The organism is Syntrophus aciditrophicus SB (assembly GCF_000013405.1).
Classification (GTDB): Bacteria; Desulfobacterota; Syntrophia; order Syntrophales; family Syntrophaceae; genus Syntrophus; species Syntrophus aciditrophicus.
Genome location: NC_007759.1, coordinates 1,286,101 through 1,307,076, shown reverse-complemented (window position 1 = coordinate 1,307,076; position 20,976 = coordinate 1,286,101). Strand labels below are relative to the sequence as shown.

Annotated in this window: 21 protein-coding genes; 3 read left to right on the top strand and 18 right to left on the bottom strand. The window is 52.4% G+C overall.

The features are described from left to right. Positions 1-21: 21 nt before the first annotated feature. The gene (locus SYN_RS06075) at positions 22-624 is read left to right on the top strand and encodes a TadE/TadG family type IV pilus assembly protein (protein ID WP_011417190.1); all 603 of its coding nucleotides are present in this window, start codon (positions 22-24) and stop codon (positions 622-624) included. Between the two features lie 41 nt (positions 625-665). Next, positions 666-2,009, top strand: coding sequence for a VWA domain-containing protein (locus SYN_RS06070; protein ID WP_011417189.1), 1,344 nt, complete (start codon positions 666-668; stop codon positions 2,007-2,009). A gap of 646 nt (positions 2,010-2,655) precedes the next feature. Here the strand turns inward: SYN_RS06070 and SYN_RS06065 are convergent. From SYN_RS06065 to SYN_RS16385, 8 genes are all read right to left on the bottom strand, one after another. Continuing rightward, a complete protein-coding gene (locus tag SYN_RS06065) occupies positions 2,656-4,002 on the bottom strand; it encodes an ATP-binding protein (protein WP_202943601.1) in 1,347 nt (448 codons plus the stop codon). A gap of 122 nt (positions 4,003-4,124) precedes the next feature. After that, complete coding sequence (locus tag SYN_RS06060; RefSeq protein ID WP_011417187.1) at positions 4,125-5,393, bottom strand: ATP-binding protein; 1,269 nt, start codon at positions 5,391-5,393, stop codon at positions 4,125-4,127. Between the two features lie 308 nt (positions 5,394-5,701). Then, positions 5,702-6,043, bottom strand: coding sequence for a helix-turn-helix domain-containing protein (locus tag SYN_RS06055; RefSeq protein WP_202943600.1), 342 nt, complete (start codon positions 6,041-6,043; stop codon positions 5,702-5,704). Continuing rightward, the gene (locus SYN_RS15755; protein ID WP_148202506.1) at positions 6,024-6,302 is read right to left on the bottom strand and encodes a type II toxin-antitoxin system RelE family toxin; all 279 of its coding nucleotides are present in this window, start codon (positions 6,300-6,302) and stop codon (positions 6,024-6,026) included. The genes SYN_RS06055 and SYN_RS15755 overlap by 20 nt, the downstream gene beginning before the upstream one ends. Before the next feature lie 40 nt (positions 6,303-6,342). Next, positions 6,343-6,609, bottom strand: a complete 267-nt coding sequence (locus SYN_RS06050; RefSeq protein ID WP_158302938.1) for a type II toxin-antitoxin system RelE family toxin — start codon at positions 6,607-6,609, stop codon at positions 6,343-6,345. Positions 6,610-6,632: 23 nt separating this feature from the next. Then, complete coding sequence (locus tag SYN_RS06045) at positions 6,633-7,952, bottom strand: ATP-binding protein (RefSeq protein WP_041584801.1); 1,320 nt, start codon at positions 7,950-7,952, stop codon at positions 6,633-6,635. Between the two features lie 124 nt (positions 7,953-8,076). Continuing rightward, positions 8,077-8,652: a DUF4143 domain-containing protein gene (locus SYN_RS16390; protein WP_237671334.1), complete on the bottom strand. Its 576-nt coding sequence runs from the start codon at positions 8,650-8,652 to the stop codon at positions 8,077-8,079. Then, positions 8,576-9,037 (bottom strand): AAA family ATPase, encoded by a 462-nt coding sequence (locus SYN_RS16385; protein WP_049749918.1) that lies wholly within the window; start codon positions 9,035-9,037, stop codon positions 8,576-8,578. The genes SYN_RS16390 and SYN_RS16385 overlap by 77 nt, the downstream gene beginning before the upstream one ends. 418 nt (positions 9,038-9,455) lie before the next feature. Between SYN_RS16385 and SYN_RS06035 the strand changes: the two genes are divergently transcribed. Next, complete coding sequence (locus SYN_RS06035; RefSeq protein WP_011417181.1) at positions 9,456-10,823, top strand: ATP-binding protein; 1,368 nt, start codon at positions 9,456-9,458, stop codon at positions 10,821-10,823. Between the two features lie 54 nt (positions 10,824-10,877). Here SYN_RS06035 and SYN_RS06030 read toward each other — a convergent pair whose 3' ends face one another. The 10 genes from SYN_RS06030 to SYN_RS05985 form a co-directional block, all read right to left on the bottom strand. Then, positions 10,878-12,173, bottom strand: a complete 1,296-nt coding sequence (locus SYN_RS06030) for an ATP-binding protein (RefSeq protein WP_011417180.1) — start codon at positions 12,171-12,173, stop codon at positions 10,878-10,880. Between the two features lie 73 nt (positions 12,174-12,246). Next, a complete protein-coding gene (locus SYN_RS06025) occupies positions 12,247-13,518 on the bottom strand; it encodes an ATP-binding protein (RefSeq protein WP_011417179.1) in 1,272 nt (423 codons plus the stop codon). A gap of 130 nt (positions 13,519-13,648) precedes the next feature. After that, positions 13,649-14,140 (bottom strand): DUF4468 domain-containing protein, encoded by a 492-nt coding sequence (locus SYN_RS06020; protein ID WP_011417178.1) that lies wholly within the window; start codon positions 14,138-14,140, stop codon positions 13,649-13,651. A 21-nt stretch (positions 14,141-14,161) separates the two neighbouring features. Next, positions 14,162-15,226 carry a histidinol-phosphate transaminase gene (hisC, locus tag SYN_RS06015; RefSeq protein ID WP_041584800.1) on the bottom strand — a complete coding sequence of 355 codons (1,065 nt, stop codon included), beginning with the start codon at positions 15,224-15,226 and terminating at the stop codon, positions 14,162-14,164. Between the two features lie 126 nt (positions 15,227-15,352). After that, on the bottom strand, positions 15,353-16,684 hold the full coding sequence (locus tag SYN_RS06010) for a CCA tRNA nucleotidyltransferase (RefSeq protein ID WP_049750033.1): 1,332 nt from the start codon (positions 16,682-16,684) through the stop codon (positions 15,353-15,355). 16 nt (positions 16,685-16,700) lie between these two features. Further along, positions 16,701-17,984 carry a phosphomethylpyrimidine synthase ThiC gene (gene thiC, locus SYN_RS06005; protein ID WP_011417175.1) on the bottom strand — a complete coding sequence of 428 codons (1,284 nt, stop codon included), beginning with the start codon at positions 17,982-17,984 and terminating at the stop codon, positions 16,701-16,703. 107 nt (positions 17,985-18,091) lie between these two features. Next, positions 18,092-18,973, bottom strand: a complete 882-nt coding sequence (gene thiD / locus SYN_RS06000) for a bifunctional hydroxymethylpyrimidine kinase/phosphomethylpyrimidine kinase (RefSeq protein WP_011417174.1) — start codon at positions 18,971-18,973, stop codon at positions 18,092-18,094. 5 nt (positions 18,974-18,978) lie between these two features. Beyond that, a complete protein-coding gene (locus SYN_RS05995) occupies positions 18,979-19,650 on the bottom strand; it encodes a thiamine diphosphokinase (RefSeq protein ID WP_158302937.1) in 672 nt (223 codons plus the stop codon). Between the two features lie 75 nt (positions 19,651-19,725). After that, positions 19,726-20,493 carry a TatD family hydrolase gene (locus tag SYN_RS05990; protein ID WP_011417172.1) on the bottom strand — a complete coding sequence of 256 codons (768 nt, stop codon included), beginning with the start codon at positions 20,491-20,493 and terminating at the stop codon, positions 19,726-19,728. Beyond that, a complete protein-coding gene (locus tag SYN_RS05985; RefSeq protein WP_148202505.1) occupies positions 20,483-20,674 on the bottom strand; it encodes a hypothetical protein in 192 nt (63 codons plus the stop codon). The genes SYN_RS05990 and SYN_RS05985 overlap by 11 nt, the downstream gene beginning before the upstream one ends. Between the last annotated feature and the right edge of the window lie 302 nt (positions 20,675-20,976).

Sequence of the window (20,976 nt, the reverse complement as noted above, 5' to 3'; positions counted from 1 at the left end):
ATTGCCATCAGGAGGTACGATATGAAGGATCCGGAAGCTATTACAGAGAAACGGCATCGCCGTTACTATCATTCAGGCGAGCGGGGGATTGCCGCCCTGGAACTGGCGATCATCCTTCCTCTGCTGATCCTCATTGCCTTTGCGGTCATTGATTTCGGGAGACTGTTTCAGGCTCGTCTCGTCATTACCAATCTAGCCAGGGAAGGCGGGAGCCTCGTTTCCCGGGACATTCAATCCGCATCGGACATCATTACGATGCTCCAAGCAGGGTCATCGCCTCTGGACCTTAATGCAGCGGGAAGAATCTATGTCTGGAAAATCGACGCCGGCAGCAGCGAGGATGATCCTGACCCCACTATCGATGCCTCCAATAGTGACAGCGCAGGATCTCTGGGGGTGGCGAGTTCCATCGGGGACGATATGACCAATCTCGGCTTGTCCAGCGAGCTTTACGATCATCTTGTATTCAATGACGCAAATGCTACCGCGGATATCAGCGATATCACCGTTGTCGAGGTCTTTTATCGTTACACTCCGATTACTCCTATCACCCAGATTGCCCAGACCTTCTGGGGCACCCCCCTGTTGGGCAATATGATCATCAGCAGCAAAGCTGTCTTTTAAATTAATGATACGATAAGACATCCGCGGAAAGGAGCAAAATCATGAACACAACGATTAAGAATCAGAAAGGAGCGGTCCTGATCATTTTCGCTCTTCTGTTGATCGTGCTTCTCGGGTTCACGGCGCTGGCAGTTGATGTGGGACGCTGGTACACGACGCGCTCCGAACTTTCCAAGAGCGTCGATGCGGGGGCCATCGCCGGCGCAAAGAACATCTCAAATCCCTATCTCGGAGAAGACGGACATTTGAGACTGGCAGAGGAGGTCGCCAGAGAGAACTTCTCCGCCGGCTATCTGATGACTCCGGATTCAGGGGAAAGATCGGCAACCTTCACCGCTTATGCGGACGAGGATCATCGCATCCGGGTGGAGGGCACAGTAAGTTCTCCCGGGAATCTTGCCGGACTCTTCGGGGTGGATTGGGTCGCCACGAGCGCCATGGGCGTGGCCAAAAAGAATGAAGTGGAAATCATGCTGGTGCTCGACCGCTCGGGATCGATGGACGGTACGCCTATGAACGACCTGAAGAAAGCCGCACGGAGCTTTGTCAGCTTCTTTGAAGAGACTCAGGACCAGGACAAGATGGGTCTCGTCAGCTTTGCCACAAGTGTGAAGGTCGATGTTCCCCTTGGAAATAATTATGTTTCCTCCATGACCAGCAAAATCAACGCGATGGACGCCGTCGGCGCGACAAATGCCGAGGATTCCCTGTCGCAGGCAGGCAACCCTGCAAAGGGAGGACTCACAGACCAGAGCGGGGTTCCAGGAAACAAACGCGTCCAGCAGTTCGTGATTTTCTTCTCGGACGGGAATCCTACGGCATTCAGAGGGAAATTCAAATACAACGGCACAGACAATATCGACGCCGTGGTCTGCGGTACCGGCAACGACTGTGGTACGGTTTACACCAAGCTCGGCAAACCCGAGAGGGAAGAGTGGTTGAGCTACAACCCGCGATTTACCGGCGACGGCAAACCAAAGCCCCCAGGAACGGGAACCTCAAAATGCACAACACGATATGGAGGTTCCTACGTCAACACCACCAAATGGTACGTACTGGATGATCCCGATTATCGACTGACTTACAGGGGAACGACCTATAACTCGGAATCCTGCTTCATCCCGACAGTCGGTTCGTCAAACACAACTGCGCCGCTGTCCACTTATATTTGCACCACTGCAAGAGGGATGGCCGTTGAGCATGCACAGGAACTCAAGGACAATAATGTAAAGATCTATACGATCGGCCTGGGAAACATTGATCGTGACTTTCTGTCCCAGATAGCAAGCGGCCCATCATTCGAGTTCTATGCTCCCACTTCCGGTGAACTTCAGGCTATATTCAACAAGATCGCCAAGGATATCAAGCTGCGTCTGGTGCAATGACGTCAACATCAGTTGATTGTACAAAAAGGCTTTGCTGGCCGTTAACTCAGACCGCCGTGGTTTAACTGGCCGATGATAAGATTGCCGGGGCGCTGGAAACCCCGCAAGCCGCCAATCTCAACCCATACGAAAAGCGCCTCCATGAGATCGGAGGCGCTTTTCGTTCCATCCCTTTTAAAGGTTCACCAACAGACAGTGAATAATAGTCTGACATGTGAAAAAATGCGCTATTTGCACTTCGGGTTGCCACGGTGACTTTCTGATCCGGTAAGTTGAAGGTCAAATCACCTTTATTCTTTAACGGTATTTTTCCAACCTTGGTTTCGCACGGAATAATTTAGTGTCGGCGCACCGACACCACTCATCTATTTGTATTCATTACCTATTCTACGATGGTTGAAAAGTTTTGCCCTCTTTGGTCGTTGTGTTGAAAGTAATTTTCATCCTATATGATCAGGCTTATCATTCCCCAAAATAAGTTACCTTGCAAATTGAAACATAATGTTTTCATTTGCAAGGATGATTCATAGAATATTACAGGAAACCATTGAAAAATCTCTCCGACAGTTCCCCGTGGTCGGAATTGTGGTCTCCCGCCAGGCAGGAGAAAAAGAGGGACAGCGCCCATACTATGCAGGCGCCGCCCCTATTTGCCCAGAAGAAAAAGGATTACGGGCAGACACTCAACTTTCGTCTCACCCAGCACCAGTTCCTTTTCGAGATCGTTGGTGATCAGGATATTCCGGATCCGTTCTGTCCGCGACGGCCGGGCTTCCTCATGCGAGGTCTTCGAGCCGGTCCAGCACCGAAGTTCTCTCTCCGGGATATCCGTATCGGCTGGATCGGCGTACCAGACCTGAAGGCGATGCGTCAGGTCCACACCTTCCTTGATGACGAAATCAATCTCGCCGCCGTTGCTTTCGAAATAAATTTCTTCAAATTGACTCTTCAAAAAATTCAGTACAACATTCTCCACCAGCCAGCCGGAATCCTCGGAGAAAGAAAAGGCAACCCGGTTGCGAAGTCCCGTGTCGACAGCGTAGATATTGAAACGTTCCCGGAGGCTGCGCTTCAGGGACCAGGAAAATTTCGACACCCGATGGGCAAGACAGGTTTCAAGAAGAGCCGCCGCGTAATTCTCGATTTTATCCTGGGAAACGCCGAAGGTCTTCTTGAGATTGGAAATACTCGTCAGGCGCCCGATGTTCGTCATCAGGTATACGGCCAGATTTCTGAGCGTCACGGCATCCCGTATCCCGTATTTCGATACGATATCCCGATAGACGATGTCCTCGAAGTACTGCCACAGCAGGAGCTCCTTGTCTTCCACCGCCTCCTTCAGGACAACTTCCGGAAATCCCCCGTAACGGAGATATTCGGAGAAAAGATGACGCACCAGAGGCTTGTTGGCATAATAATCTTCCCGGGAAGTGATCATGATATTTCTAAAACGGAGGAATTCCTGAAAGGACAGGGGAAAAACCGTAAACGACAGGTGACGACCCGTCAGCTTTGTGCCTGTTTCTCTGCTGAGCAGTTCCGAAGAAGAGCCGGTCAGGACAATCTTTATGTCCTCGGTCTCGTTACGCCCCCGAACCCAGCGCTCCCACTCCGGGATATTCTGAATTTCGTCAAGAAACAGGTAGCAGCGCCCCGCGGGACAGATTCGGTCTCGATAAAGTCTGTATATTCGCTCCAGAAAATCAAGAGAAGCATCCGTGGAAAAAAGCGGCTCTTCGAGGTTAACCCGCAGAATCTGCACCGGTCGAATCCCCGCTTCCAGAAGAGCGCCGATCATCTGGGCCATGAGGGTTGACTTTCCGCTGCGACGGATGCCCTTCAGCAGCAGGATCTCCTTTGCGTCCAGTTGCCGTGTGCAGGAATCCAGCATATCGCGGCGAATCCCGCATGATATCGTCCCCGTTGACCAGTATGAATTGTACTTATTTAATATTTCAATTATTTTTCCTGATTCGATCATATTAACCGCCATATCGGTTATTTCATGTCGATACACAATAACTATACCGGTTAACAACAAATAAACAAAATAAACAGAAATAAACAGGGACAGCGCTCATTTTTTTCATTAAGAAAACAGGGCGTTTTCCTTCTTTATTCAATGCCGGTAAAGAGGCGACGCGATGGAACGGCCCAGAGCTGAGGCGTCCCGATCCGTTTGAGTTCGTCACCCTGGTAGATCACAAGACCACCACGCCAACGCGGGCCAAGGGCGAGGGCGATCTCTTTTAGGCCGGTCAAATCCCTGGCCGCCAGGACCCGCCGGGATTTGATTTCCATGCCGACGACACCGGAGGGCGTTTCCAAAAGCACGTCCACCTCCAAGCCGGAACGGGTGCGATAGAAAAACACGTCCCCTTCCCTGCCGGCGGTTTTCATCCACTTCATCAACTCTCCCACCACCATTGTCTCGTATATTTCCCCCGTGGTTGGTCCCTGCATCCCCGACAATTGCCGGAGAAGACCGACGTCCAGCCAGTAAACCTTGGGCGTTTTGACAACGGCACTGGTGAGATTGACATGGTAGGGCGGCAAAAATACAGTCTGATAGGAGAGGCGGAGGTATTCAAGGTAGCGCCGGGCGGTATCCACGCTGATGGCGGCATCCCGTGCAAGTTCCGAGTAATTCAACAGGCAGCCGGAACGAAGCGCCGCCAGTCTTTGAAATTTCCGGAACGGCATCAGGTCTTCCAGGCGGGCAAGATCCGCCATGTCCCGTTCGAGGTACGTATATCCGTAATCCTTCAGCCACTGACGGCGCTCCTCCGTGTTTAGCGGCAGCAGGGACGGCATGCCACCCCATTGCAGCAGATGCTCCTCTGCACGTCGCCGGCAGGCGTCCTCCATATCCAGAAGAATGCCGGGCTTATCTCCGAAAAAGTCATCGCAGGTCATGTCCGAAAACAGACAATCCACGAGCGGCGGTGACGAAGGGGGCGCGGCTGAGCCATTGCAGATCTCGCTCATCAGAAGCGGCCACAACTCATAGATCGAAATCCGACCGGCCAGCGTCTCCCTGATCTTTTTCAACAGCAGGATCTGGCTGGACCCCAGGAGAACGGAAAAGGAAAGTGCGCCGTCATCATAAGCGTATTTTACTTTGTCGAATACAACCGGTTCCTTCTGCGCCTCGTCCAGAACAGCAGGACCGATGTCACGCGCCCAGAAGGCCGAGGCAATCGTTCGAACTGCTTCACGGTTTTCAGGCGCATCGAGGTTAACATATCGCAGATCGGCGTACTTCGCCTTGGCAAGGGTTGTCTTTCCGGTCTGACGCGCCCCGGTGAGGAGAACCAGACGTTTCCTTTCCACACCGGGAAGCCGGGAATTCAAATAACGATATAGCTGAATATATTCGCTCATGATCGTATCATTTACAGCATAATAGACGACATATCAACAAAAAACAGGATTCTCGTAAACCTCTTTCCGGTTTGCAATCCTCAAAATGAGGATTATCATCGCTCCCTGACAAAAAGAGGGACAGCGCCCATTTATTTTTTAATAGGGTGCTGTCCTTCTTTATTTTCTTTATTTCCCGGAGAAGCCAAGTATAGCATAAACCCGGTCGGCACGGATAATTTGGACAATTTGCTGTTATGTAAATAAAAAAGCCGTAGATCGGATCACCCAATGCGCGGCTTCAATTTTCATTGCAGGTGGTGAGCGTTTTATAAAAATACCTTATATCCGACATTCAGTGCCTTTCCCAGACGCTTCGCCATTTCCTTCCCGATAGGTCTCTTCCCATTTTCCATTTCGGAAATATGGCGCTGCGGAATTCCAATCAGTTCGGCAAGCTGCTTCTGTGTAAGATTCTCTTTCGCCCGTAAGGCGCGTAAGCAAACCACCGGCAAGTCCTTATCCTCGTACTCAGGAAATGCCTCGCGCCAGGGGACAGACTCGGACAAATCCACAAACCCCAGAGATTTAAGGGCTTCAATAGCCTTCATCATATTCATCACAGGCCCGATAAACTGCAATGCCACGGTTTCAGTAAGGGGCTTTTTCATGCGTGCCTGCATAAGTCACCTCAACAAGTCTGATTTTTTTATCTTTTACTTCCCATACTGCCACATAAGTGGGATTCCCCTTCTTGATATGGCAATGGTAACGACCGTCTGATAGACGGCCGTAATTAGGCCAGTTTCCTCTTGCAGGTCCTTGATTTTCAATGTTCCGGATAAGAGCAATCAGGCTATCTTTAACTTTGGAAGGTAGGCGGTTAATCTGCTTTAATGCCTGCCTTGCGACGGTCACCGTCCACATGATGATTTAAAATATACCATTATTTAGTATTTTTCAAGAATTTTTAGTCAGGTAATTGTCGGTCAACAGGATCTTCATAAACGTTTTTTCGATTTGCTGTTCTCAGGATCATGACCGTCATGCCTTCCTGATCCACGGTATAGATGATCCGGTAGTTGCCGCAACGATAGCGATAAACTCCCCGGAACATTCCCCCCCAGAAGCTTCCCCAACCCCACAGGATCTTGTCAAAGGTAATCTTTAACCCTGTCAACGATCTTCTTTCGCGTTTGTCGATCCAGATGGTGCAAGTCCTCCATAACCACTTCATGTTATTTTCGGATGTCATTCACATCAGTTGTTGCTGAGCACGGGCTCAGTCCCTATTTTATACGGCGTCACGAAATCGACTCGGTAGTTATCTATTGTCAGGGTTGTTTCAAGTGATCGATTCAGTACCATGAATCTATCCGGCTGGTAGGCATCGATGAAACTCCGTTCCGAGCGACCGATTCTGGGACGATTGAGATCGGCGGATTTGACTTCCAGGCCCATAATTCTTCCTGATTGTTCGACCACGAAATCCACCTCTGCCCCCGCCTTGCTCCTCCAGAAATGGATGACCGAAGTCAAAGGAAGACGTTTGTAAATTTCTGAAAATACCCAGTTTTCCATAAGGGCGCCTTTGTCGGTTCTCAGGAAAATGTCTGACGAAAAGGCATTCAGCAACGAATTCCGTATCCCATTGTCGATGAAATATATTTTGGGAGAGGTGGTAAGTTCCCGACGTTTCCCGCCGGCAAAGGGACGCACGATTTTAACGATATGACTTTCCTCGAGAATTTCCACATAGGCATGGATCGTGGCCGCATCGACGTGGCAGATCGATGCGATTTCCGAAAAATTCACGAGATTTCCTGTTTGCCCCGCCAGTAAAGTGAGAAGTTTACGGAAAACATCCACCCGCTTTATGCGGAACAGATCCGACGCATCCCGCAGAACAAGGGCTTCTGACAGATCGCTCAATAGTCGGACGCGATCCGGATCTGACTGAGCAAGATAAATTGCGGGGTAACCGCCGTGGATCATTTGCCGGGTAAATATCTGGTCGGATAAACTCCGGGCGGCCAAGGGATTGGGCGGATTTTCCTGCCGCAGCAACTCACTGAGGCTAAAAGGCAGCAGTCGCAACCGGTCTGCCCTGCCCGCCAGAGATTCCCGCGTTCTACTCATCAGGTGGAAGGAAGAAGAACCAGTGACCAGAATGGGAATGTTCAACCTGGCGTCGACCAGCCCCTTCACAAAGATGCCGGCGTCGGTCAGGTGCTGGGCTTCATCGAGAAAAACAGCCTGGATGAACGAATAGCGTTCCCTCAAAAGGGCGACAAGCTCAATGGCTGACCCCAGAGACGTGTGCAATAGCGGATCTTCAAGATTGAGATAAAGGATGTTGGGCGCGCAGGATTGAAGAAGGCGCCAGGCAAGGGTGGATTTCCCGGATTGACGGGGACCGACAATGAGGAGGGCGCGATCGTTATGAAGCCTGGCCGGTTCGACTTCACGAGGAACATACGTTTCGGGAAGAAAACGTCGAATCCATACGTCGGCTTGGTCAGGCTGCGTCAACCAGGGATTGTATTGCAAAATTCGGTTTTTGACTTCGCTATTCAACATGACTCCCAATTATCATGGCTGATCATGACTGTCAATCCTGACCAGCCCGGCAAGCAACAGGAGTTGATTCTATTTTCACGCAAAAAAGGGCGCCGTCCCTATTGATTATAGGCAGGCGCCGCCCCTATTTGCCCAGAAGAAAAAGGATTACGGGCAGACACTCAACTTTTGTCTCACCCAGCGCCAGTTCCTTTTCGAGATCGTTGGTGATCAGGATATTCCGGATCCGGTCTGTCCGCGATGGCCGGGCTTCCTCATGCGAGGTCTTCGAGCCGGTCCAGCACCGAAGCTCTCTCTCCGGGATATCCGTATCGGCTGGATCGGCATACCAGACCTGAATGCGCTGCGTTAAGCCGACACCTTCCTTGACGACAAAATCAATCTCCCCGCTGGTGCTTTCAAAATATATTTCTTCAAACTGCCTCTGTAAATGATTCAGCACGACGTTCTCCACCAGCCAACCGGAGTCCTCCGAAAAGGAAAAGGCAACGCGATTGCGAAGTCCTGTATCGACAGCGTATATCTTGAAACGTTCCCGGAGGCTTCGCTTCAGGGACCAGGAAAATTTCGGCACCCGATGGACAAGATAGGTTTCCAGCAGCGCCGATGCGTAATTCTCAATTTTATCCTGGGAAACGTCGAAGGTCTTTTTGAGATTGGAAATACTCGTCAGGCGTCCGATGTTTGTCATCAGGTACACAGCCAGATTTCGGAGCGTCACGGCATCCCGTATCCCGTACTTCGATACGATATCCCGGTATGGGACAGATCTGTTCTCGATAAAGTCTGTATATCCGTTCCAGGAGATCAATGGAAGCATCAGCGGAAAAAAGCGGCTCTTCCAAATTAATCCGCAGAATCTGAACCGGTTTTTTCCCGAGATCCAGAAGAGCGCCGATCATCTGTGCCATAAGGGTTGATTTCCCACTGCGACGGATGCCCTTCAGCAGCAGAATCTCCTTTGCGTCCAGTTGCCGCGTGCAGGACTCCAGCATATCGCGGCGAATCCCGCATGATATCGTCCCCGTTGACCAGAATGAATTGTACTTATTTAATATTTCAATGATTTTTCCTGATTCGATCATATTAACCGCCATATCGGTTATTTAATGTCACTATACTATAACTATACCGGTTAAGAACAAATAAATAGGGACAGCGCCCATTTATTTTAAGATACACCTCATTTATCATCGCTTACCAGGTTGGATTAATCGCCTCGGCAACAACAAAGGTCTCAAAGATGCTGCCCATCAGCGGGTGTGTTTCCTTTGTTCAGACGTCTGAATTCCCAGAATGTCCGGGAAGTTATCCGTTCACTCCGGTAGTTCAATTGTCACATGTTTTGTCATTCTTCAAGGGATACTGTGAAAGCACACTGCCCATTTATCGATCATTTGTAATGTATATTGGCGCGCTCTCACGGATATCTACCTTGACAAAAATATTACTCACAAGTAAGTTACTGGCAAGTAATTTACTTACTCTATCAAGGGGACGTACATGAATTTTGTAGACCGGCATGACGAACTCTCATTTCTCCGTAGTGCCTACCAGGAAGACAGATCGCAACTGGTTGTGATCTATGGAAAAAGACGCGTTGGCAAGACCGCCCTTGTCAAGGAATTTTCAAAAAATCTGCCTCACATATACTTCCTTGCCGACAAGGCTCCCGACCGGGACCAACTCAGCCAGCTTTCCGAAAAGGTCGGTCTGTATTTTCAGGACGACTTTCTTTTATCACGTGGGTTCGGTAATTGGTACGATTTCTTCAAGTATATCAAATCAAAAGGGAAATTTGTGATGATCTTCGATGAATTCCCCTATCTGATCGAAAGCAATCCGGCTGTCCCGTCCCTGTTCCAAAAGGGCTGGGATGAAGATTTGAGTCAATCCGGCGTTTTTCTTATCCTGCTCGGATCCAGTATGGGCATGATGGAAACCGAGGTACTCGGCCACAAATCGCCGTTGTTCGGCAGACGCACCGGCCAGATTCTCGTTGAGCCGTTGTCTTTCAGCGACGCGAAGAATCTTTTCCCGGCCACCTCCGACGACGTATTCATGCAGATTTACGGAATTCTTGGCGGCACGCCCGCTTATCTTCTTCAGTTCGATCCTTCCGCCGATTTCTGGGAGAACGTAAGGCGTCGCATCCTGATTCCGGAGGCCTATCTTTACCGCGAACCGGACTTTATCCTGAGAGAAGAGCTTCGTGAACCACGCAACTACTTTTCCATCCTGCGAGCCATTTCGATGGGAAAAACACGTCCCGCCGAAATCATCAACGAAACGGGATTCGACAAGAATCTGGTCGGAAAGTACCTCTCCGTTTTGATCGATCTGAAGATTATCCGACGTGAAGTCCCGGTCACGGAGTGGGGCTCGGAGAAGAGCAAAAAGGGCATGTATCTCCTCGAAGATCATTTTTTCCGCTTCTGGTTCCATTACGTCTATCCCAACAGAAGTTTTATCGAAGAGGGGCAAATCGATTATATTCTGGATAAAAAAATCAGGCCGTCTCTCGACAGATTCATTTCATGGTCCTTCGAGGAGGTTTGCCGTTCGCTTGTCCGCAAGGGACTTCCGCAAGGAATCCAATGCAACCGGGTGGGGCGCTGGTGGAGCAAGGATGGCGAAATCGATATTGTAGGGCTGGCCGAGGATGAAAACATGATTCTATTCGGAGAAGCCAAGTGGAGCGTCAACCCGGTAGGCACAAACGTTCTGGATAACCTGGAAAAAAAGGCGCAGCTTGTGGACTGGCGCAAAGGAGAGCGAAAGGAATTTTTTGTGATTTTCAGCCGCTCCGGCTTCACGCAAAACCTGGAAAAAAGAGCAGAGGAACAGGGCAATCTGCTGTTGTGGAGATAAAATAGCTGTCCATCGGGGCAACAGGGAAAAAATGGGCGCTGTCCCTATTTTTGCTTATTTTTGCAGAAGCCATTTCCAGATGGGAATGACGTTTATTCTATTCTCTATGGTCGTTTCGTCATCCCATGTTACGATCGTTCCTGTGGAGAAAGAATGTTCATCCATTGCGCTTGTCAATCCCTGAAGTTCCCTTTCAAAGGTCTTTTTGTCCGACATCTCCCAGCATGCCTGGATCAGTTGCGTCTCGCCTGAAATTCCATGCCGGGCAAGGAAATCAGCTTCACGCCCGTCTTTTGTATGTACATATTCGACGTCATACCCTCTGCGACGCAGATGCATAAATACCATGGTCTCCAGTAACTGACCGTAATTATATGAATTTCGAAAGGTCATGGCGTTCAGAATTCCGGTATCGATCGTGTAGATTTTAGGTGGATTAATCAGCCTTGATCTTTCGGAACGACTGTGAATCGGGACTTTGTAAAACAAAAATGCATCCGTTAAATGATCAAGATATTCATACAAACTGTTCTTCGTACACTTGATCGAAATGCTTTTCATCGTATTGAAGAATTTGTTGACGCTGAACCGTCCGCCGGAAGAATTCATGATATGACGGACAAGATACTTGAGAACCTGAATGTTGCTGACCTTGTGACGTTCAATAATGTCTTTCAACAGGACGGAATCAATATAACCCTGCAATACTTCGATTCGAAGATCGCGATCCAGTTTCTGTATTTCCGGGAAACCGCCGCGTTCAAGATAATCTTTTACAGCCTTGCGCAATTGGGAAACCGTGTTCGCGCCAAAAGTTTTCGGCCTGTCGGGAAAAAGCTCGTGAAATTTAAGATACTCCATAAAACTGAAGGGAAAGATTTCCGTCGTCAGAGAACGCCCCCTCAAACTGGTGGCTATTTCCGAACTCAGTAACTTCGATGATGAACCGGTGATGAAAACTTGAACATTTTCCGTATCAAGCAAGCGCCTGATGAACATTTCCCATGAATCGATCCGCTGTATCTCATCAAAGAAAAAATAACATCGGGCCTTTCGATGTTCAGGATATTTCGCGAAATAGACATCAAGAATTTCCTGAAAATTACTGACTTTAAACGCAAGCAAACGATCATCTTCAAAGTTGAGATAGAGTATCGCCTCTTTTTTTATCCCCGAGGCCATCAATTCAATTATTTTCTGGTAGCAGAACCAGGTCTTACCCGATCGCCTCATCCCGATGACGACATCCGCCTTTCCTTCTACTTCAGCAAATTGCTTATCTCGGGGCGCCGGATCAGGCAATTTCCGTTCATGGAAATCATCGATAAGTTGTGAAATTACATTTTTCATAGCATTGTCATTATCTCTTTTTTAGAGATAAATCAATTATACTTTGTCTCTTTTTTTAAGCTGTCTTTGTTTGTTAAGGAAACGCCTCTTCAAACATTAACTCCCAATAGGGCAGGCACCGTACTCGTGTTTGACAGATCAACGCTTCGTCGCTGTAATTCCTGTTGACGATATAGCCGAACTCCGGATGGTATCGCGTGAGAAACCCGAGAAAGGAGCGTCGGACATCCAGCTTTTTCATGTCTCGATATTTGACTTCAAGCGGCGTCACCGTGTCTCCGCTTCGGAGGACAAAGTCAACCTCTGCCTTGTCCTTGGTGCGCCAGTAATGAATCGTCGAATCCGCCAGGGGAAAACGCTCCTTGAGCATAGCGTGGATCACGTTCTGGAAGGCAAACCCGGCCTCGCTGTCGGAGAGGGCGCCGAAGCTGCCCGCGGCAAAATTCCGCAGGCCGATATCCCGGAAATAATAGACCGGCGCTTTGGTGATCTCCTTCCTGATATTGGTATACCAGGGAGTCACTTTGTCGATAATATAGGTTTTTTCCAGATACCAAAGGTAAAGCTTGACCGTCGCCAGAGAGAGCCCCAGGGTTGCGGAAAGCTCAGAGTAGCTGACCATCTTCCCTGACTGGGTCGCCAGGACCCGGACCAGGTTGCTGAAGCTTTCGCTCTTTTCCACCCTCAGCAGGTAAACAATGTCCTTTTCCAGATAACTGCGGAAAATCTCGTTGATTGTCGCCATCTTTTCCTGATGGGTGTCTGCCAGGACAACCCGCGGATAGCCGCCGTACATGAGGTATTCCCGGAAAAGTTGATCTGTTTTTGACGGCTCCGTGCGGAAATAATCTCTGAGGCGGTCTGTGTAACGATATCCGGTTCTGAAATCAGCAAACTCACCGAAGCTGACCGTTGAAAGCTCGAACAGCCGTTTCCTGCCGACCAGTGATTCGCTGATCTTCTCCTTAAGTTCGATGCTCCCCGATCCCGAGACCACAAACTTCCAGGGAAGCCCTTGATCATAGAGCCCTTTCAGGAACAACCCGGCATTTTCCCGACGTTGAATCTCATCGATAAAAACCACACCGCCCCCGCTGCCCAATTCCAGTTGAATCTTCTGTAGAAGCGCGCCCTCTGACGCGACATGGCGGAAATCGTCTTCAAAATCCAGATTGAGCCAGAGTGTTTTTCGGCCCCCAGCGCGAAGTTCGCTTTCGAGTCTCTTAAGAATGGTTGTCTTCCCAGACTGACGTGGCCCGACAAGAACGGTTATTTCCGGCTGGTCGAGATGCGCGGTCAATGAACTCAGGAGTCTTCGTCGTATATAGTAATTATCTGTACTCATAGATGCATTTTAGCACGAGAATATTAAAAGTAAACTTTAATAAACAACAAAAAAGGGACGCATCCCATTTTTTCTAAAAAAATGTACGCTGTCCCTTTTTATTATCCTGTTTTTTTGTTTTTTTCTTTTCTTACCAGTCTTTATCGGTTGAGGGAGTTCCGCCTGTCAGGAAGGAGTTCAGGGCGTCCGCCTTCTCCTGGGCTTTCTGCTTGAGCTGCCTCATGGCGTCAGCGTCTTCCACCGGCCTGGCGGTTTTCTTGAATTCACCCCAGAAATCCTCGAAATCGTAACAGACGACGCGGATGCGGCTGTCCTTGAAATCGACCCGCATCGTGTATCGGGCAGGCACTTCGACCCACATACTGTTGTAGGAGGTCATCACCTTCGCGGTCATCGAACCCTGTGCCCGGTCGGAGCGAACGAGCAGGCCGTCACCGGAGACGACCTCGGCTTTCACCCAGGCAAGCGTTTTGTCAAAAAGGGCATCCCGGCTCTGCCCGGCAAGTTCGTATCTGATTTCCAGATTCCGTTCCGCCTCGGGCATCGTTTCATACTTCATGCCCGGACTGGCGCAACCCCACAGCACAGCCGACATCAACAGCCAGACAAACCAGCGCTTCATCGTTTTTCATCTCCTTTTTCTTCAGAACAGCCGTTTCAACTCTTCCAGCAGCCGGGCCATGTCCTCCCGCTTTCCTATGGTGACGCGGACGAAATCCCGAATGCCCTCCACGTTAAAATAGCGGACCAGAATGCCCCGCTCTTTCAGCGTCTCATAAATGGTCTGCCCCGTCAGACCGGGCTTCCGCACAAAAACAAAATTCGCCTTTGACGGCAGAACCTGCCAGCCCTGCCCTTTCAGTTCCTCCGAAAAAAAATCACGGGCCTCGATAATGCGGGCAATCTTTTCCGCGAACCACGCTTCATCCTCGATGGCGATTTCGCCGATGGTCTGCGTCAGCCGGCCCACAGTGTAGGAATTGAAGGAATCCTTCGTCACGAACAGGGCCCGGATCAGCTCAGGGCTGCCCAAGGCGTAGCCGAGCCGCAGACCGGCCAGGGAAAAGCTTTTCGAAAAGGTCCGGGCGACAAGAAGATTGGCATACCGGTCGATCAGACCGACGGCGCTTTCTCCGCCGAAATCGATGTATGCCTCGTCGATGACCACAACCCGGTCGGTCGGATAGCGGTTCAGGAGATCCTCGATCTGTTTCAGCGTCAGGGCGATCCCCGTGGGGGCGTTGGGATTGGGAAAGGCCATCCCGCAGGAAGGCTCCCCCCCGTTTTCGATCATGGCTTCCAGATCGAGAGTAAAATCCGGTCGGAGCGGAATCCGCCGGTAGGGTATTTCATAAAAGTCGCAGTAAACGGGGTAAAAGCTGTAGGTGAACTGCGGAAAAACGAGCTTGCCGTACAGACCGTCGAAGAAGGCGTACCAGACAAAGGAAAGTATCTCGTCGGAGCCGTTGCCGACGAAGATGTTGTCCACATCGACGCTGTACTTCCGGGCTATTTTCTGCCGGAGGGAGAGCGACCAGGGATCGGGGTAGAGGCGCAGCTGGTCCGGATCATACTCCCGCAGGAGGGCCTCGATGCGCGGCGACGGGGGCCAGGGATTTTCATTGGTGTTGAGTTTCAGATATTTCCGGTCCCGGGGCTGTTCGCCGGGAACGTAGGGGGTCAGGGCCTCCAGTCTGCGGGAAAGCATGGATTCTCCTTTTGCATTCAACTGTTATTTCTATTTCACTTCAAGGCGCGCTCTTCGCCTGGCTGGTTATCGAATCCTCAACATTCTGCTGCGCGGCCTGCGCCTCTCTGCCTTGCCGCTTTGAATTCAACTCTGATCTGAAATTTGAATTCTCCTGTGCGGCCAGCGGTTTTTCACCAGTTGGCGGGCCTCTTCGGGTGTGGCAATCGATCCGTTGAGCTGGGCATCCTCCACGGCGTTCAGGATCTCCCGGAAAAGGGCGCCTGGTAAATATCCCATCTCCAGCAGGTCCTTTCCCCTCAGCAGAGGAGGCGGCCTCAACTGCTCGTCGGTCAGTTCCCGCTGTTTTTGCAGGCAATACTCATAGGAATCCAGCACCCCGTTGCTGCCCAGGCAATCGAGGCGGTGCAGCTCCAGTAACAGATCGAAATCGGGACTCCGGAGCAGGCGTTTCAGACGGCTCGTCCTCATCTCCCGGACGTTGATGAAGCTCATGTGACAGCGGATCAACCCCAGGATGCACTCCATATCGGCACGGGGAAAACGCAGGCGGCGGAGGATGCCTTCCGCCAGGATCTCACCCTGCTGAACGTGCCCGTAGAAATGAATCCCCCGATGATCCCTGCTCTGCACATCCGGCTTGCCCACGTCGTGCAGGAGAACGCCCCAGGCCAGTCGGGAATCGGCGGGGATGCTCATCAGATCGAGCATCTTGACGGTGTGGGTCCAGACATCTCCCTCGGGATGGAACTTCGGGGGCTGCTTCACGCCCCGCATGGCCGCCACCTCGGGGAGGAGTTCCTCCAGCAGGCCTGTCTTCATCAAAAGTCGCATCCCCTCCCCCGCCCCGCCGAGGGTCAGCAGGCGGGTCAGTTCATCGGCCACGCGTTCGACACTGACTTCCTGGATCTCCGGGGCATGGGCCTGAATGGCTTCAAGCGTCTCCTGCTCGACCGAAAAAGCCAGGTTTGCGGCAAAACGGACGGCCCTGAGCATGCGCAGACGGTCCTCGGCGAATCGTTCATCGGGGCGGCCCACGGCGCGGATGACGCGGCCTTCCAGATCGGCCCGTCCGCCGACTTCATCTATAATCCGGCCGGTATCGGGGTCCTGGAGCATGGCGTTGATGGTGAAATCCCGCCGCAAAACGTCTTCCAGATAACCGCCGGGGGAGCGGTAGGTGGCTACTTCATGGGAATAGCCGTTCTCGATCACGATGAGAATCCCGAAGCGGATGCCCACTCCGACCGTTCGGGGAAAAAGCGCCTGAATCGCTTCGGGAGAGGCCGAGGTGACGATGTCGTAATCACCGGCTTCCACGCCCCGCAGATAATCCCGGACGCAGCCGCCGACAAACCAGGCTTCATGCCCCGCTTCCTTCAAACGGCGGACGATCCCGGCGGCGATATCCCGGCGCGAGACCAATTCGGTACGTTCTCCCGGATCGCGGATCGTCATGGGGCAGGCCATCCGTCTAACAGGGGGCTTTCTTTTTCCCGAGCTTGATGGCGCACAGATCGCCGCACATGGTACAGCCTTCCTCTTTGGCCGTTTCGCTGCGCTCCAGCCGTGCCCGGCTCCGGTCCGGATCGACGGACAGGTCGATCTGCCCATTCCAGTTGAATTCACTGCGGTATTTCGCCATCAGGATATCCTTTTCCATCGCCCCGGGATATCCCTTGGCGATGTCCGCAATGTGGGCGGCGATCCGGGAGGCCACAATCCCCTCATGCACGTCATCGAGGTTGGGCAGACAAAGATGTTCCGACGGCGTCACATAGCAGAGAAAGTCCGCTCCGGCGGCTCCAGCCAGCGCGCCGCCGATTGCCGCCGTGATGTGGTCATAGCCGGGGGCGATGTCCGTGGGGAGCGGCCCCAGGACATAAAAGGGCGCGCCTTCGCAGAGGCTCTTCTGCAGGGCGATGTTGGCCTCGATCTGGGGATAGGGAACGTGACCCGGACCTTCGATCATGACCTGGACATCCCGCGCGCGCGCCCGCCGGCACAGTTCACCGAGAATAATGAGTTCCTGAACCTGGCCCCGGTCCGTCGCGTCGGCAAGACACCCGGGCCGCAGGCCGTCACCGAGGCTGAGGACCATGTCGTAGCGCCGGGCGATTTCCAGGAGTCGGTCATACTGCGCGTAGAGGGGATTTTCCGCATCATTGTAATCCATCCATCGGGCCGTAATGGAGCCGCCCCGGCTGACGATCCCCAGGAGGCGTCCCTGGGCGGCGATGCGGCCCACGCTCTCGCGGGTCACTCCGCAGTGGACGGTGATGAAATCCACGCCGTCCTCGCCGTTTTCCTCGATGGCCTGGAACATTTCATCCGCCGTCATTTCCATGATGGATTTCCGGCTGTTCAGGGCCTCGGCGGCGGCGGCATAAATGGGGACGGTGCCTACCGCCATGGTGGAAGCGTTCACAATGGCCTGCCGGATCGCCCGGATTTCGCCTCCCGTGGACAGATCCATCAGGGCATCGGCGCCCGCTTTTGTGCAGATCCGCACTTTTTCCAGTTCCATTTCCAGATCCACATGATCCCGGGATGTCCCGAGATTGGCGTTGACCTTGGTCCGCAGCCCCTTTCCTATGGCGAGGGGTGCAATGCCTGTGTGGCGGTTGTTGCGGACGACCACGATACTGCCCTCTTCCACCCCCCGGCGGATAAATTCCGGCGACACGCCTTCCTTCTCGGCGCATAATTTCATTTCCTCGGTAACACGGCCCTGTCCGGCCATCTCCAGCTGCGTCATTTCGTTTCTACCATCCTCCCTGGTTATTGCATCGCAGAATCTTATATATCATTGCTGTTTCATATCAAAGCGTCTTTGCCGTCAGCTTCCTGACGGCCCCGGGGCCGTCACCGAATGCCGGAGTCGCTCTCGTCCCGCCGCTCCGGGTTCTTATTTGATCCGCCATCGGAATGACGCCTGCAGCGGTCAAGGGCGTTGAAAAGCGGGGCCGCATGATTCGTCGGGCCGTGCCCCCCGCCGATTCGCCAGGCGTAGCGGATGACTTCCGTAATGTAGGACTTCGCCTCCCGGACCGAGTCGTGGAGAGGCTTTCCCAGGGCGAGGCCGGTGGCAAGCGCAGCCGAAAAGGTGCATCCCGTCCCGTGGGTGTCCTTCGTCTCGATCCGCTCGGCCGCAAATTCGTGATATGTGCTGCCGTCGTAAAGAATATCCAGCGCCTCCCCAGGCAGATGACCGCCCTTGACGATTACGTTGGGAACGCCGAACCGTCGGATCCTGCGCGCCGCTTCCTTCATATCGGCGACGGATGAGATGGTCATCTCCGCCATGACTTCTGCCTCCGGCACATTGGGCGTCACGACGAAGGCCAGAGGGAGCAGGTCCGAAACCAGGGTTTCCATCGCTTCATCTTCGATCAGCCGGACACCGTCCTTGGCCGTCAGAACCGGATCGACCACCAGCTTTTCGATGCGGTGCTGCCGGATTTTTGCCGCCACGGCGCGCACAACGGCGGCACTGACCAGCATGCCCGTCTTGGCAGCGTCCACACCGATATCGGTGGCTACGGCATCGAACTGCTGTTCGATGAAGGAAATCGGCACCTCGAAGATGCCCTGGACCCCCAGGGTATTCTGGGCCGTCAGGGCGGTGATCACACTCATCCCGAAACCGCCCAGCACGGTGATCGTTTTCAGATCGGCCTGAATCCCCGCTCCGCCTCCGGAATCCGATCCGGCAATCGTCAGGACGCGCGCCGGTGTTCTGTTCATCGGGATCAGGCCCCCTGGGGAAAATGTCCCTTGCGATAGTAATGAATGACCAGCAGAATGCCGTCGGAAAGGGAGATGACGCCCTGTTTTCCCGTGAGGACATTGCTGATCCCATAAGGCCGCCCGACTTCCATAACGTCGTTTTCCAGGGGATAGGCAAATCCCTGAAGCGTCAGGCCCGTCACGGATGTGGTGAAGGGAAACAGGGAAACGGTCTGGCCTTCCTCGCCTTCCAGGACGCAGCGGTCGCGGGTGAGCAGGATCTCGCTCCATTCATCGATAAGCCGGGCCGGCACGCCCTGATCGAGGGCGATCTTCAGGATGGACATGTTGGCCAGGGTATGATCGATCCGTCCACCCAGAGCTCCGAAGATCCGTATTTCCTCCGGCTCCAGGGAAAGGGCATACTCCAGCGCAAGCTGGGTGTCCGTCTGATCCTTTTCCGGGGGGTAGCCTGAGATTCGCGTCCCGCGCCGGGCAAGGGATTCCGCCAGCGACGGATTCAGGGAATCGAAATCGCCGATAACCACTTCCGGGGAGACATCGATGTTCAGGCAGTGACAGGCGCCGACGTCGGCACAGATGATCCTGCAGGGATCCAGCGCGGCGATCCTCGTCCGCAGCCAGGAATAATCCCGGATCTCTCCGCCGCAGACTAAAACGGCTTTTTCTTTCATGACGCCCTCCTCCGGACAGGAAAGGGCCATACCCATTCCGGGATATGGCCCTTTCCTCCGTTTTCCCGTCCTGACTTATAGTTTAATCGAAAATATTTCACTGGCATTTCGCGATGTTATTTCCGCGAGTTCCTCAAACTTCATTTCCTTGAGTTCCGCGACCCGCATCGCGGTGTACTTCACGTAAGCCGATTCGTTACGCTTCCCCCGGTGTGGCTCCGGCGTCAGAAAAGGCGCGTCCGTTTCCACAAGGAGAGATTCGGCCGGGACGCGGCGGACGACGTCCCGCAGGGTGTCCGCCTTGGTAAAGGTCACCGTTCCCGGTATGGAAATATAGAATCCCAGGTCCAGACATTTCCGGGCCATGGCGTAATCGCCGGAAAAGCAGTGGATGATCCCCCGCCGTTGCCCTTTCCAGCTGCTCAGGATTTCCAGCGTTTCCCTGTGGGCCTCGCGATCGTGAATGATCACGGGAAGATTCAGGTCCTGAGCCAGTTCCAGTTGTTCCCCGAAGCGGCGGATCTGCACATCCCTGGGGGAAAGATTCCGAAAAAAATCCAGCCCGATCTCACCGTAGGCCACAACCTTGGGGCGGGCGGCCAGATCCCGCATCCGGTCGTAGGTCTGCCTGTCGATCACTTTGACTTCATGGGGATGAATCCCCACCGCCGCGTAGACCATATCGTAACGGTCGGCAATTTCCACCGCTTTGAGGCAATCATCGAGATCGATTCCAATCGTGACAATGGCATCAACACCCGCTTCCTTTGCCCGGGCAATCACTTCGTCCCGGTCGGAATCAAATTCCGGCAGCTCAAGATGAGCGTGCGAATCAATCATCATGTCGCTGTTCCGCGGTCTCGTCCGTTATTTCCACAATTATTTCATCCGCGTTTTCGAAAACATCAGGAAGCGAATCCGTGTATGCTCTCAGTTCCTCCGGGGAAATCTGATTTCGTATCAGCATCTTGTCCAGGATGCGCCGATCCATTTCTCCCCTGATTCCTGCAGGCTTATTCTCCATCTTTAAAAAACCTCCATCGACAACCTTCTTATTTTTCGGCTGTTTTCTATAATATTTTTCCTGTTTTCGCAACCTATTACTCAAAAATAGAAGCAACAGCATATGATATTCCACCAATAAATACGAACACAAATAATACCGTATTTACAAGCGGATACAAAATGCTGAATGCAAACCGTGTCATCATGGAAAAGTTAACCGCAACAGGGCTTTGTAATGACAGGCTAATGGCTCCGGCCCATAATTTGTCTGGAGACGGGAGGCGAAGTGAGTTATTATACGAGTGAAATTCATCCACTTAT